The sequence below is a fragment of the Kosakonia sp. MH5 genome (assembly GCF_009935945.1).
GTDB lineage: Bacteria > Pseudomonadota > Gammaproteobacteria > Enterobacterales > Enterobacteriaceae > Kosakonia > Kosakonia radicincitans.
This window is the reverse complement of sequence record NZ_QODH01000004.1, coordinates 430,502-444,186: the sequence shown is the minus strand read 5'-3', so window position 1 is coordinate 444,186 and position 13,685 is coordinate 430,502. Positions and strand designations below refer to the sequence as shown.

The following is a 13,685-nucleotide window of genomic DNA, read 5'->3' as shown; positions in this document are numbered from 1 at the left end:
TATAAGCAAATTCAATGAAAAAAAGTGTGTGATAACCGTCAATATTGTCTCATTTTGGTATAGGATAGCGACGAATTTTCCCCCCTATTCCGGAAATTGATAATGAGCCAACAACACACTACCCAGGCTTCGGGCCAGGGGTTGCTTGACCGCGTGTTTAAATTACGCGAGCACGGCACATCGGCACGCACCGAAGTGATCGCCGGTTTCACGACGTTTTTGACGATGGTGTATATCGTTTTTGTTAACCCCCAGATTCTGGGCGTCGCCGGGATGGATACCAGCGCAGTATTTGTGACCACCTGCCTGATTGCTGCGTTCGGCAGCATCCTGATGGGGCTGGTAGCTAACCTGCCGGTTGCGCTGGCACCGGCAATGGGTCTGAACGCCTTCTTTGCGTTTGTGGTTGTTGGCGCCATGGGGCTTTCCTGGCAGATCGGCATGGGCGCAATCTTCTGGGGCGCGGTGGGTCTGTTGCTGCTTACCTTGTTCCGCGTTCGTTACTGGATGATCGCCAATATTCCGGTCAGTCTGCGCGTGGGTATCACCAGCGGTATTGGGCTGTTTATTGGCATGATGGGGCTGAAAAACGCTGGCGTAATCGTGCCGAACAAAGAGACGCTGGTGAGCATCGGTAACCTGACTTCCCACAGCGTTCTGCTGGGCGTTCTTGGTTTCTTTATCATCGCTATTCTGGCGTCGCGCAACATTCACGCCGCTGTGCTGGTGTCGATTGTTGTTACTACACTGCTGGGCTGGCTGCTGGGCGATGTGCAGTATCACGGTATTGTTTCTGCGCCGCCGAGCGTGGCAAGCGTTGTCGGTAATGTGGATCTGGCCGGTTCCTTTAATATTGGCCTGGCGGGTGTGATCTTCTCGTTTATGCTGGTGAACCTGTTTGACTCCTCCGGTACGCTGATCGGCGTGACCGATAAAGCCGGGCTGGTGGATGAAAGTGGTAAGTTCCCGCGCATGAAGCAGGCGCTGTTTGTCGACAGCGTCTCTTCGGTGACTGGTGCCTTTATCGGTACCTCTTCTGTTACCGCGTATATCGAGTCTTCTTCTGGTGTTTCTGTTGGCGGCCGTACCGGTCTGACTGCGGTGGTGGTTGGCCTGCTGTTCCTGCTGGTGATCTTCCTGTCGCCGTTAGCGGGTATGGTACCAGGCTATGCTGCTGCGGGTGCGCTGATCTATGTGGGCGTGCTGATGACATCCAGCCTGGCGCGTGTGAATTGGCATGATCTGACAGAAGCCGTGCCGGCGTTTATCACTGCGGTAATGATGCCGTTCAGCTTCTCGATTACCGAAGGTATCGCGCTGGGCTTTATCTCTTACTGCGTGATGAAAATCGGTACTGGCCGCCTGCGCGATCTCAGCCCATGCGTGATTGTGGTTGCGGTGCTGTTCCTGCTGAAAATCGTCTTTATCGACGCGCATTAATGCTTTTCCCCTCTCGCGCTGCGGGAGGGGGTTCCATTACGGCTTAACGCGCTGAATATACTCGCCGAAAGCCGTAAGCTGGCCAGTCAGATGGTCAAGCGTGCTTTGATCAACCACTTCTCCCGTCTGCTGATCAACCTTGCTTTGAATCACCCCACCCATAAACTCCGGTTTGTTCATGACCATCGCATCAAGGAACACCAGGATCTGGCGCAGATGATACTGGCAACGCGCGCCGCCAATCGCGCCCATTGAGCTGGTCTGAATCAGCACCGGCTTACCCGCCAGCGGCTGCTCTGGTAAGCGAGACAGCCAGTCAATCGCATTCTTCAGGCCGCCCGGCACTGAGTAGTTATATTCCGGCGTCACAATCACCACGCCGTCAGCCGCACGGATATGTTCGGCAAGTTCCTGCACACTTTCCGGGAAACCTTCTTCTTGCTGAATATCGGCATCATACAGCGGGATATTGGCAATCGAAGGCAATGGCGTGATGTCCATGCCCGCTGGCGCAAGCTTAGGCAATGTGCGCGCGACCATGGCATTAAAAGAGCCTTTACGCAGGCTACCGAGCAGGGTCACAACCTTGAGTTCAACAGACATGATGACTCCTCATTATGGGATCAATTAAGGATCAGGGCTTTTTCTGCGGGCAAGCTGGTGAAACGCATTAACCGGGAGGCGGGATCGTTGGCGCGCGTTTGCACATCGGAGAGATAACGCCACCCTGTACGGCTATCGAATTCCCATATTTTCAGGCTTTCGATGGCCGGAGATACCGCTACAGACCAGATCAGCACATCTTCTGCATCAGACATCACTTCAACCCGCGTTAGCGGCGTCAGACGCAGACGTCCGGAGCCAGGCAACAGTTGCAGCAGGCCTTGATCATCGTGCATTTGATGGATCAATTTCATTGCACTCTGGCGCAGCGTGACAAGTTGAGTTTGCGCTTCGTTGGGATCGTTTTGGTTATTGATCCACAGCAGTTCATTATTGCTGAAAAGGGGCTTCTGCGCGTGCACACTGTGAAAACTGCGCGTAGCGCGTTGCAACTCCATATCCAGACCGCATTCGCCTTCAGTCGTAATGGCGACACCCACCATATTCCCGGCATAGGCCAGCGAAAAGTGCGGCAGCCTCACGTCGGCAAACTTCGGCTTGCCGCTGGATTCAATGACTATCTCTGGCAGTTCGCTGGTGCCATACAGCATAAACATCATTTCAGCGAGTAATGCACGGGAAGCAAGAAAACGTGTGCGGCGATGCTCAGGAAGCTGGCGAGCCGTATCGTGACAGGACACCGGTAGTCGCGTGGAGACAAGATGCCCTTCGGAAATTATCCCTCGTGCAAAATGCGTAGCCATTTTTCTCTCCGTGATAATGGTCTGAATGAATCGAATCGATAGTGAATATTATCGCCCATAGTCCATAGGTTTTAATGCGGAAATTGGTTTCTGAAAAGTCCTGGCGGGGATATTTACACTTTGTTTGGCCAATCCCGCACTTTACGAGGCTTCGTCGTTATAACAGGAACGGCCATTTTTATGGCCGTTCGGTACGATTACTTACCAATACAGAAGCTGGAGAAGATACGGCCCAGCAAATCATCGGAGGTAAATTCGCCGGTGATCTCACTCAGGTTCTGCTGCGCGAGGCGCAGCTCTTCGGCCAGCAATTCACCTGCCCAGGCACCCAGCAGTTGCGCTTTACCCTGTTGCAGATGCTCTGCGGCCGCTTCAAGCGCCTGTAAGTGCCGGCGACGCGCCAGGAAACCGCCTTCCATGCTGGTGTCAAACCCCATACTCTGCTTGAGATGCTGACGCAGCACGTCAACGCCTTCGCCGGTACGCGCGGAGAGACGCACAAGTGAGTGATTGTTCACATCGCTGATACCCAGCGGCTCGCCGGTAACATCCGCTTTATTGCGTACCACGGTGATCGGTAATCTGGCGGGCAGACGGGCAATAAAGTCCGGCCAGATTTCTGCCGGATCAACCGCATCGGTGGTGGTGCCATCAACCATAAACAGCACGCGATCGGCCTGCTCAATCTCCTGCCAGGCGCGTTCGATACCGATACGTTCCACTTCGTCGCTGGCTTCGCGCAAACCGGCGGTATCGATAATGTGCAGCGGCATACCGTCGATATGTATGTGCTCGCGCAATACGTCGCGCGTGGTGCCTGCAATATCCGTCACAATAGCGGCTTCACGCCCGGCCAGCGCGTTCAACAGGCTCGATTTCCCTGCATTTGGGCGACCAGCAATGACCACTTTCATTCCTTCACGTAACAGGCTTCCCTGACGCGCTTCAGCTCGTACCGCGTCCAAATCGGCGATAACGTCGTTCAACTGGGCTTCGATTTTGCCGTCTGAAAGGAAGTCGATCTCTTCATCCGGGAAGTCGATAGCCGCTTCCACATAGATTCGCAGGTGAGTAAGTGCTTCCACAAGGTGGTTAACACGGGCAGAGAAAGCGCCCTGCAACGAGTTCAGTGCGGAGCGCGCGGCCTGTTCGGAACTGGCGTCAATTAAATCGGCAATCGCTTCAGCCTGCGCCAGATCGAGCTTATCGTTAAGGAACGCACGCTCGGAGAACTCGCCCGGCCGGGCAATGCGCAGCCCCGGTAAGGTCAGTATGCGTTTTAACAGCAGGTCGAGGATAACCGGGCCGCCGTGCCCTTGTAGCTCCAGTACATCTTCACCGGTAAAGGAGTTCGGGCCCGGGAACCACAGCGCAATGCCTTGATCCAGCGCGCTGCCATCAGCGTCCTGGAATGGCAGATAGTCGGCATAACGCGGTTTCGGCAGCTTGCCCAGCACCGCCTGCGCCACGTCTCGCGCTTTTACGCCCGAAATACGCAGGATCCCCACCCCACCGCGTCCCGGTGGGGTGGCCTGTGCGACGATAGTGTCGTTATGGCTCATGGTATGTTTTCCGAAATCTCAAAATAAAAAAGGCGGTCAACTGACCGCCCTTTGTTTGTTGTTCCTTTTGCCGGGTGGCGCTTCGCTTACCCGGCTCGCGTATCAGGAGCTTTTCTTCTGGCGGCTATGCAGACCGCGCTTCTCCAGACCACGGTAAATCAGCTGCTGCTGAATGATGGTCACCAGGTTGCTGACGATATAGTACAGCACCAGACCTGACGGGAACCACAGGAAGAACACCGTGAAGATGACCGGCATAAAGGTCATGATCTTCTGCTGCATCGGGTCGGTCACGGTGGTCGGCGACATCTTCTGGATGAAGAACATCGTTACGCCCATCAGGATCGGCAGAATGTAGTACGGGTCCTGTGCAGACAAGTCATGGATCCACAGTGCGAACGGCGCATGGCGCAGTTCAACGGAACCCATCAGCATGTAATACAGCGCCAGGAAGATAGGCATCTGAATAATCAGCGGGAAGCAGCCGCCCAGCGGGTTTACTTTCTCCGCTTTGTACAGCGCCATCATCTCCTGACTCATACGCTGTTTGTCGTCACCCAGACGCTCACGCATGGCCTGAATCTTCGGTTGCAGCATGCGCATTTTCGCCATGGAGGTGTACTGCGCTTTGGTCAGCGGGTACATGATGCCACGAACGATGAAGGTGATTGCGATGATGGAGAAGCCCCAGTTACCCAGGAAGCTGTGGATCCACTTCAGCAGTTTGAACAGCGGCTGAGAGATAAACCACAACCAGCCGTAATCCACGGTCAGATCCAGGTGCGGCGCCGCCGCAGCCATTTTGTCCTGAATTTCCGGGCCGACCCACAGGGTGCTGTTCAGCGCGGTAGTCTGACCCGGCTGCACCAGTACCGGCTGGGATTTATAACCGATAGCGGCTACGCCATTACCCAGATTGCTGGTATAGAAGTTATTCGCACCTTCGTTACGAGGGATCCATGCGGTAGCGAAATACTGCTGCAGCATCGCAACCCAGCCGCCATTGGAGCTGACGTTCAGGTTTTCGTTATCGGCGATGGTGTCGAATTTGTATTTTTCATACTTCGCGTCAGGCGTGGAATACGCCGCACCGCGGAAGGTATGCAGCGCAAAGTTGCTGCTGCCGGTATCGCGGTGAGAAGGCAAATTGATGGATTGCTTCAGCTGACCAAACGTTGCTACTTCCAACGGTTTATCACCGGCGTTTTGCACACTGTAGCCTACGTTCACCGCATATTCGCCGCGTTTCAGCGTGAAGGTTTTGGTGAAGGTATTGCCAGCCGCGTCGGTGTAAGTCAGCGGGATCGCCAGTTCGTTCTGACCATCAGCCAGCACAAACGCATCTTTTTCTACGTTATACAGTGGGCGCGGGCCGTTAGCCGGATTATCCGGGCCGTCACGACCGGTCAGGCCGCTTTGTGCCTGATAGATAAACTGCGGCGTAGTTTCCAGTAACTGGAACGGCTCATTGGAGCCCAACTCTTTCGGGTATGTCGGAAGCAGTGCCTGCTCAACATCACCACCACGGGTGTTGATGGTCAGCTCAAGCACATCGGTTTTCACCGTGATCAGTTTCCCCTGGCCACTGGCTGGTACGCCCTGGTCGGCTGCGCTACCCGCTGCGGTGGTCGTAGTCTGCGTGGTCTGCTGCTGCGCCGGAGGAGGATTTTTATCCTTCTCCCACGTTTGCCAGATCATGAAAGACACGAACAACAAAGCGATGATAAAAAGATTGCGTTGCGAATCCATCGTTAGTGTTCTCTGGTTTTAGAAGGTCCTGGCGGGACGGGATCGTCGCCACCCGGGTGTAAAGGGTGGCATTTTAATACGCGTTTCATTGTCAACCAACTGCCTTTTAACATACCAAACCTGCGCAATGCCTCAATTCCATATTGCGAACAGGTGGGGGTGAAACGGCAGTGCGGCCCAAGTAGCGGACTAATCAGGCGTTGATAGACCCTAATCAGGGCTATCAGGACCCGTGAGCCAGGCGACAATGGCGGCGCCATAATTTTTCCAACGCTTCCGAGAGAGCACGGTTATCGAGGTCGGCAACCCCCTTCTTCGCCACCACCACGAAATCCATTGCTGGCAATTCATGCTGGCGTAAACGGAAACTTTCACGCGTCAGACGTTTAATCCGATTGCGTTCATGGGCGCGTTTAACATTTTTCTTGGCGACGGTCAGACCGATACGGGGATGCCCCAGCGAATTCAGGCGGCCGAGGATGGTGATTTGCGGCGTGCCAGCCCGTTGTGGCTGCTGGAAGACGAAAGTGAAATGAGTGGGAGTTAACAAACGTAACTCCCTGGGAAAAGCGAGCTTAACCACTCAGGGGTTAGCTTTATTACTTGGAAACGGTCAGACGTGCGCGGCCTTTAGCGCGACGACGAGCCAGAACCTGGCGACCATTTTTAGTAGCCATACGAGCACGGAAGCCGTGAGAACGGTTGCGCTTCAGTACAGACGGTTGAAAAGTGCGTTTCATGGCGGTTTCTACCTAAACTTGAATAAATTCACTGACTTTTGCGTATGCCTGAACGGATATCGAACGACAGGCGCGCAAGCCATGGGTAATTAAAGAGGCCGGATTGTAATAATTGTACACTCCAGAGTCAATTCTCTTTCCTTATAGCGCACGTATTTTCGCACATAATCGCGCAAAAAATAAGCTGCATTCGACGCCTGAAAACGAGCAAGACGCGCCGGGGGCAGAATTATACGGGGCAAACGGCAAAGCGCAAGGATCCTCCAGGATCTTCATTAGATCGTTTAAGCAAGAAATCATCATTACTCATTAAATTTTCCAATATGCGGACTAAAACGTCCCGCACGCCTGCGCGGATCGATTACACTTAGCCGGTTCCGAATTGCCCTGTGGATAAATCATAAAGAATCTGTGAGAAACAGAAGATCTCTGCGGCGGTTTACGCTATGATCCGCGGTCCCGATCGCGATCCAGGATCGTTCTTAGGGCACAAACCGTAGATAGCGGTTCGCACGTCACCCGGTTGGGTCTTATCGATGTGCGTCAAAAAACTTTAATGTTTCTGTCTTTTTATTTATCGATTTTCGTTCGAGTGGAGTCCGCCGTGTCACTTTCGCTTTGGCAGCAGTGTCTTGCCCGATTGCAGGATGAGTTACCAGCCACAGAATTTAGTATGTGGATACGCCCGTTGCAGGCGGAACTGAGCGATAACACGCTGGCACTGTACGCGCCAAACCGTTTTGTGCTCGATTGGGTAAGAGACAAATATCTTAATAATATCAATGGACTGCTGAATGAGTTCTGCGGCCCGGATGCCCCGCAGCTGCGTTTTGAGGTGGGTTCCCGCCCGGTCAGCCAGTCGCTGAAAGAACCTGCGACAATCGCTGCGCCCGCACAGGCGGCGCAGGTCGTCGTTCAGCGTGCAGCGCCGGCAGCGCGTCCTGGCTGGGACAATGTTCCTGCGCCGGCAGAGCCGACCTATCGTTCCAATGTTAATGTGAAACATACCTTTGATAACTTTGTTGAAGGTAAATCCAACCAGCTGGCTCGCGCGGCGGCTCGCCAGGTTGCGGATAACCCCGGTGGTGCCTATAACCCGCTGTTTTTATATGGCGGTACAGGTCTGGGTAAAACGCACTTGCTGCATGCGGTGGGTAACGGCATTGTGGCGCGAAAGCCGAATGCCAAAGTGGTGTATATGCACTCCGAGCGCTTTGTCCAGGATATGGTAAAAGCCCTGCAAAACAATGCGATCGAAGAGTTTAAACGCTACTACCGCTCCGTTGATGCCCTGCTGATTGACGATATTCAATTCTTTGCCAATAAAGAACGATCCCAGGAAGAGTTTTTCCACACCTTTAACGCGTTGCTGGAAGGCAATCAGCAGATCATTCTTACATCGGATCGCTATCCGAAAGAGATCAATGGCGTTGAGGATCGTTTAAAATCTCGCTTTGGCTGGGGCTTAACGGTAGCGATCGAGCCGCCGGAACTGGAAACCCGCGTTGCGATCCTGATGAAAAAAGCAGATGAAAACGATATTCGTCTGCCGGGCGAAGTGGCCTTCTTTATTGCCAAGCGCCTGCGCTCGAACGTGCGTGAGCTTGAAGGGGCGCTGAACCGCGTGATTGCTAATGCCAACTTCACCGGTCGCGCGATCACCATCGATTTTGTCCGTGAAGCATTGCGCGATCTGCTGGCGCTACAGGAAAAACTGGTCACCATTGATAATATTCAAAAGACAGTGGCCGAGTACTACAAGATCAAGGTTGCGGATCTTCTCTCCAAGCGTCGATCCCGTTCGGTAGCACGTCCGCGCCAGATGGCGATGGCGCTGGCAAAGGAGCTGACTAACCATAGCCTGCCGGAAATCGGTGATGCTTTTGGTGGTCGCGACCATACTACCGTGCTGCATGCCTGCCGTAAGATTGAGCAGTTGCGTGAAGAAAGCCATGATATCAAAGAAGATTTTTCCAATTTAATCAGAACATTATCTTCGTGACGCTATGAAATTTACCGTTGAACGTGAACATTTATTAAAGCCGCTGCAACAGGTTAGCGGCCCATTGGGCGGTCGCCCGACGTTGCCTATTCTCGGTAATCTGCTGCTTCAGGTTACTGAAGGCGCGCTGTCGCTGACCGGCACCGATCTTGAAATGGAGATGGTGGCGCGCGTTGCGCTGGTTCAGCCGCATGAACAGGGCGCAACCACGGTACCGGCGCGTAAATTCTTCGACATCTGTCGCGGTCTGCCGGAAGGGGCGGAAATCGCCGTGCAGCTGGAAGGCGAGCGTATGCTGATCCGTTCCGGGCGCAGCCGTTTCTCGTTATCCACGCTGCCCGCTGCGGACTTCCCGAATCTGGACGACTGGCAAAGCGAAGTGGAGTTCACGCTGCCGCAGGCCACGATGAAGCGCCTGATCGAAGCGACACAGTTCTCCATGGCGCATCAGGACGTACGTTACTACTTAAACGGCATGCTGTTTGAAACCGAAGGCGAAGAGCTGCGTACCGTGGCCACTGACGGCCACCGTCTGGCGGTCTGTTCGATGCCAATTGGCGAATCATTGCCGAACCATTCGGTGATCGTGCCGCGTAAAGGCGTGATTGAGTTGATGCGTATGCTTGATGGTGGCGATACGCCGCTGCGCGTGCAGATTGGCAGCAACAATATTCGTGCGCACGTCGGTGATTTCATCTTCACTTCCAAACTGGTTGATGGCCGTTTTCCGGATTATCGTCGCGTTCTGCCGAAGAATCCTGACAAAACGCTGGAAGCTGGCTGCGATTCGCTCAAGCAGGCATTTGCCCGCGCGGCGATCCTCTCCAACGAGAAGTTCCGTGGTGTGCGTCTGTATGTCAGTGAGAACCAGATCAAAATCACCGCCAACAACCCGGAGCAGGAAGAAGCCGAAGAGTTTCTCGACGTCACCTACGCTGGCAGCGAAATGGAAATCGGCTTTAATGTCAGCTATGTGCTGGACGTACTGAATGCGCTGAAGTGCGAGAACGTACGTATTCTGCTGACGGATTCAGTTTCCAGCGTGCAGATTGAAGATGCGGCCAGTCAAAGCGCGGCCTATGTCGTCATGCCAATGCGTTTGTAGAAAAGTATCGGGCTATCTTACTTGTTATTCTGGCTCCGGGCAGTGCTCGCAATCCTCACGTACTTCAGTACGCTCCGGTTGCTGTGCGCTGGCCGTAACCAGACTAACTGCGACGATAACGCCCTGGTGATGAGTAAATCATGTCGCTAACCCGATTACTGATCAAAGATTTCCGTAACATCGAGAATGCAGATCTCGCGTTATCTCCCGGCTTTAATTTCCTCGTCGGCGCCAACGGCAGCGGTAAAACCAGCGTGCTGGAAGCCATTTACACGCTCGGTCATGGCCGGGCGTTTCGCAGTTTGCAAATCGGCCGCGTGATTCGTCATGAGCAGGAATCCTTTGTTTTACATGGGCGATTGCAGGGCGAAGAGCGCGAAACCTCGATTGGTTTGACCAAAGATAAGCTCGGCGACAGCAAGGTGCGCATTGACGGCACCGACGGTCACAAAGTCGCTGAACTGGCCCTGCTGATGCCGATGCAGCTCATCACCCCTGAGGGGTTTACTTTGCTCAATGGCGGCCCCAAATATCGAAGAGCGTTCCTTGACTGGGGTTGTTTTCACAATGAGAGCGGTTTTTTTACCGCCTGGAGCAATCTCAAGCGCCTGCTGAAGCAGCGCAACGCCGCATTGCGCCAGGTGAGCCACTATGCGCAGCTTCGTCCGTGGGATAAAGAGTTGATCCCGCTGGCGGAACAGCTAAGCCGCTGGCGTGCCGAATACAGTGCCGCCATTGCGGAAGATATGGCTGATACCTGCCGCCAGTTTTTACCGGAGTTCTCCCTCACTTTTTCGTTTCAGCGCGGGTGGGAAAAGGAGACCGATTACAGTGAGGTGCTGGAGCGCAATTTTGAGCGCGACCGCATGCTGACTTACACCGCTCACGGTCCGCATAAAGCGGATTTCCGCATCAGGGCGGACGGTGCGCCGGTTGAAGATACGCTGTCTCGCGGGCAGTTAAAACTCCTGATGTGCGCGCTGCGTCTGGCGCAGGGCGAGTTTTTAACGCGTGAAAGCGGACGACGCTGTTTATACCTGATAGATGATTTTGCCTCCGAACTTGATGACGAGAAGCGCGGCCTGTTAGCCAGCCGGTTAAAAGCCACGCAGTCACAGGTTTTTGTCAGCGCGATCAGCGCCGAGCACGTAATGGACATGTCGGACAAAAATTCGAAGATGTTCACCGTGGAAAAGGGTAAAATAACGGATTAACCCAAGATAAAATGAGCGAGAAACGTTGATGTCGAATTCTTATGACTCCTCCAGTATCAAAGTCCTGAAAGGGCTGGATGCGGTGCGTAAGCGCCCGGGTATGTATATCGGCGATACGGATGACGGCACCGGTCTGCACCATATGGTATTCGAGGTGGTAGATAACGCTATCGACGAAGCGCTCGCAGGGTACTGTAAAGACATTGTCGTCACCATCCACAGCGATAACTCTGTCTCTGTACAGGATGACGGCCGTGGTATCCCGACCGGTATTCACCCGGAAGAGGGCGTTTCCGCAGCGGAAGTGATCATGACCGTTCTGCACGCAGGCGGTAAGTTCGACGATAACTCCTATAAAGTTTCCGGCGGTCTGCATGGCGTAGGTGTTTCCGTGGTTAACGCCCTGTCGCAGAAACTGGAGTTGGTGATCCAGCGCGACAACAAAGTCCATCGTCAGATTTATGAGCACGGCGTGCCGCAGGCTCCGCTGGCGGTCACCGGTGAAACCGAATCGACTGGTACGATGGTGCGTTTCTGGCCAAGCTATGAAACCTTCACCAACGTCACCGAATTCGAATATGAAATTCTGGCGAAACGCCTGCGTGAGTTGTCCTTCCTCAACTCCGGCGTTTCTATTCGCCTGCGCGACAAGCGCGACGGCAAAGAAGACCATTTCCACTATGAAGGCGGCATCAAGGCGTTTGTTGAGTATCTCAACAAGAATAAAACGCCGATCCACCCGAACATTTTCTACTTCTCCACGGAAAAAGACGGTATCGGTGTGGAAGTGGCATTGCAGTGGAATGACGGCTTCCAGGAAAACATCTACTGCTTTACCAACAACATTCCGCAGCGCGACGGCGGTACTCACCTTGCTGGCTTCCGCGCGGCGATGACTCGTACGCTGAATGCCTACATGGATAAAGAGGGCTACAGCAAGAAAGCCAAAGTCAGCGCCACCGGCGACGATGCCCGTGAAGGCCTGATTGCTGTGGTTTCGGTAAAAGTGCCGGATCCGAAATTCTCCTCGCAGACCAAAGATAAACTGGTCTCCTCTGAGGTGAAAACGGCGGTTGAACAGCAGATGAATGAACTGCTGGCTGAGTACCTGCTGGAAAACCCGTCCGACGCGAAAATCGTGGTCGGCAAGATTATTGATGCGGCGCGCGCCCGTGAAGCTGCGCGTAAAGCTCGTGAAATGACCCGCCGTAAAGGCGCGCTGGATCTGGCCGGTCTGCCGGGCAAACTGGCTGATTGCCAGGAGCGTGACCCGGCGCTGTCCGAGCTCTACTTAGTGGAAGGGGACTCGGCGGGCGGTTCTGCGAAGCAGGGCCGTAACCGTAAGAACCAGGCGATTCTGCCGCTGAAAGGTAAGATCCTCAACGTTGAGAAAGCACGCTTCGACAAGATGCTCTCTTCGCAGGAAGTGGCGACGCTTATCACTGCGCTGGGCTGCGGTATTGGCCGCGATGAGTACAACCCGGACAAACTGCGCTATCACAGCATCATCATCATGACCGATGCGGACGTCGATGGCTCGCACATCCGTACGCTGCTGTTGACCTTCTTCTACCGTCAGATGCCGGAAATCGTTGAGCGTGGTCACGTCTACATCGCTCAGCCGCCGCTGTACAAAGTGAAGAAAGGCAAACAGGAACAATACATTAAAGATGACGATGCGATGGATCAGTATCAAATCGCCATTGCGCTGGACGGCGCAACGCTGCACGCCAACGCCAGCGCACCAGCTCTGGCCGGAGAGCCGCTGGAAAAACTGGTTGCCGAGTATAACGCTGCACAGAAAATGATCGGTCGAATGGAGCGCCGCTTCCCGCGTACGCTGCTGAAAGCGCTGGTGTATCAGCCGACGCTGACGGAAGCCGATCTTTCCGACGAACAGAAAGTGTCTCGTTGGGTGAACGCGCTGGTTACCGAGCTGAATGAGAACGAACAGCACGGCAGCCAGTGGAAGTTTGATGTACGTGAAAACAGTGCGCTGAGTCACTTCGAGCCGATCATTCGCGTGCGTACGCACGGCGTCGATACCGACTATCCGCTGGATCACGAGTTTGTTACCGGTGGCGAATATCGTCGTCTGTGCACGCTGGGTGAAAAACTGCGCGGCCTGATTGAAGATGATGCCTTTATTGAACGCGGTGAGCGCCGTCAGCCGGTCACCAGCTTTGAGCAGGCACTGGACTGGCTGGTGAAAGAGTCGCGCCGTGGTCTCGCTATCCAGCGTTATAAAGGTCTGGGCGAGATGAACCCGGAACAGCTGTGGGAAACGACCATGGATCCGGAAAGCCGCCGTATGCTGCGCGTGACCGTGAAAGACGCCATCGCTGCTGATCAGCTGTTCACCACGCTGATGGGCGATGCCGTTGAACCGCGTCGTGCGTTTATCGAAGAGAACGCCCTGAAAGCGGCGAATATCGATATTTAACGGCTTACAGGCCGAATTGTAGGCCGGGTAAACGCAGAGCCACCCGGCGAAAAGCGCCTGATG

General features: G+C 54.3%; 12 protein-coding genes. 5 read left to right on the top strand and 7 right to left on the bottom strand.

What is annotated here, in order from left to right; translation table 11 throughout:
• The first annotated feature begins 102 nt into the window (after positions 1 to 102).
• Positions 103 to 1,440 carry an NCS2 family permease gene (locus tag DK872_RS14315; RefSeq protein ID WP_035886832.1) on the top strand — a complete coding sequence of 446 codons (1,338 nt, stop codon included), beginning with the start codon at positions 103 to 105 and terminating at the stop codon, positions 1,438 to 1,440.
• 36 nt (positions 1,441 to 1,476) lie between these two features.
• On the opposite strand, the gene DK872_RS14310 is transcribed toward DK872_RS14315, so the two are convergent.
• The 7 genes from DK872_RS14310 to rpmH all read right to left on the bottom strand — a co-directional run bounded on the left by DK872_RS14310 (position 1,477) and on the right by rpmH (position 6,858).
• Positions 1,477 to 2,043, bottom strand: coding sequence for an NADPH-dependent FMN reductase (locus DK872_RS14310; RefSeq protein ID WP_007369392.1), 567 nt, complete (start codon positions 2,041 to 2,043; stop codon positions 1,477 to 1,479).
• A gap of 20 nt (positions 2,044 to 2,063) precedes the next feature.
• The gene (locus DK872_RS14305; protein ID WP_007369393.1) at positions 2,064 to 2,807 is read right to left on the bottom strand and encodes a 4'-phosphopantetheinyl transferase superfamily protein; all 744 of its coding nucleotides are present in this window, start codon (positions 2,805 to 2,807) and stop codon (positions 2,064 to 2,066) included.
• Between the two features lie 197 nt (positions 2,808 to 3,004).
• On the bottom strand, positions 3,005 to 4,369 hold the full coding sequence (gene mnmE, locus DK872_RS14300) for a tRNA uridine-5-carboxymethylaminomethyl(34) synthesis GTPase MnmE (RefSeq protein ID WP_007369394.1): 1,365 nt from the start codon (positions 4,367 to 4,369) through the stop codon (positions 3,005 to 3,007).
• Between the two features lie 102 nt (positions 4,370 to 4,471).
• Complete coding sequence (gene yidC, locus DK872_RS14295) at positions 4,472 to 6,118, bottom strand: membrane protein insertase YidC (RefSeq protein ID WP_007369395.1); 1,647 nt, start codon at positions 6,116 to 6,118, stop codon at positions 4,472 to 4,474.
• Positions 6,119 to 6,120: 2 nt separating this feature from the next.
• A complete protein-coding gene (yidD, locus tag DK872_RS14290; protein ID WP_071531959.1) occupies positions 6,121 to 6,378 on the bottom strand; it encodes a membrane protein insertion efficiency factor YidD in 258 nt (85 codons plus the stop codon).
• Positions 6,342 to 6,701, bottom strand: coding sequence for a ribonuclease P protein component (rnpA, locus tag DK872_RS14285; protein WP_035886831.1), 360 nt, complete (start codon positions 6,699 to 6,701; stop codon positions 6,342 to 6,344). Before rnpA ends, yidD begins: the two co-directional genes overlap by 37 nt.
• 16 nt (positions 6,702 to 6,717) lie before the next feature.
• Entirely contained in the window at positions 6,718 to 6,858 is a 141-nt protein-coding gene (gene rpmH, locus DK872_RS14280) for a 50S ribosomal protein L34 (RefSeq protein WP_000831330.1), read from the bottom strand.
• A 604-nt stretch (positions 6,859 to 7,462) separates the two neighbouring features.
• Here rpmH and dnaA point away from each other — a divergent pair.
• From dnaA to gyrB, 4 genes are all read left to right on the top strand, one after another.
• Entirely contained in the window at positions 7,463 to 8,860 is a 1,398-nt protein-coding gene (gene dnaA / locus DK872_RS14275; RefSeq protein ID WP_007369397.1) for a chromosomal replication initiator protein DnaA, read from the top strand.
• 4 nt (positions 8,861 to 8,864) lie between these two features.
• Positions 8,865 to 9,965, top strand: a complete 1,101-nt coding sequence (gene dnaN, locus DK872_RS14270) for a DNA polymerase III subunit beta (protein WP_007369398.1) — start codon at positions 8,865 to 8,867, stop codon at positions 9,963 to 9,965.
• Positions 9,966 to 10,105: 140 nt separating this feature from the next.
• A complete protein-coding gene (gene recF, locus DK872_RS14265; protein ID WP_007369399.1) occupies positions 10,106 to 11,179 on the top strand; it encodes a DNA replication/repair protein RecF in 1,074 nt (357 codons plus the stop codon).
• A 28-nt stretch (positions 11,180 to 11,207) separates the two neighbouring features.
• The gene (gene gyrB, locus DK872_RS14260; protein WP_007369400.1) at positions 11,208 to 13,622 is read left to right on the top strand and encodes a DNA topoisomerase (ATP-hydrolyzing) subunit B; all 2,415 of its coding nucleotides are present in this window, start codon (positions 11,208 to 11,210) and stop codon (positions 13,620 to 13,622) included.
• The last annotated feature ends 63 nt before the right edge of the window (positions 13,623 to 13,685 follow it).

Coding starts and splice junctions, on each gene's coding strand:
- DK872_RS14315 (WP_035886832.1), top strand. CDS start 103: ATGAGCCAACAACACACTACCCAGGCTTCGGGCCAGGGGTTGCTTGAC.
- DK872_RS14310 (WP_007369392.1), bottom strand. CDS start 2,043: ATGTCTGTTGAACTCAAGGTTGTGACCCTGCTCGGTAGCCTGCGTAAA.
- DK872_RS14305 (WP_007369393.1), bottom strand. CDS start 2,807: ATGGCTACGCATTTTGCACGAGGGATAATTTCCGAAGGGCATCTTGTC.
- mnmE (WP_007369394.1), bottom strand. CDS start 4,369: ATGAGCCATAACGACACTATCGTCGCACAGGCCACCCCACCGGGACGC.
- yidC (WP_007369395.1), bottom strand. CDS start 6,118: ATGGATTCGCAACGCAATCTTTTTATCATCGCTTTGTTGTTCGTGTCT.
- yidD (WP_071531959.1), bottom strand. CDS start 6,378: ATGGCGCCGCCATTGTCGCCTGGCTCACGGGTCCTGATAGCCCTGATT.
- rpmH (WP_000831330.1), bottom strand. CDS start 6,858: ATGAAACGCACTTTTCAACCGTCTGTACTGAAGCGCAACCGTTCTCAC.
- dnaN (WP_007369398.1), top strand. CDS start 8,865: ATGAAATTTACCGTTGAACGTGAACATTTATTAAAGCCGCTGCAACAG.
- recF (WP_007369399.1), top strand. CDS start 10,106: ATGTCGCTAACCCGATTACTGATCAAAGATTTCCGTAACATCGAGAAT.
- gyrB (WP_007369400.1), top strand. CDS start 11,208: ATGTCGAATTCTTATGACTCCTCCAGTATCAAAGTCCTGAAAGGGCTG.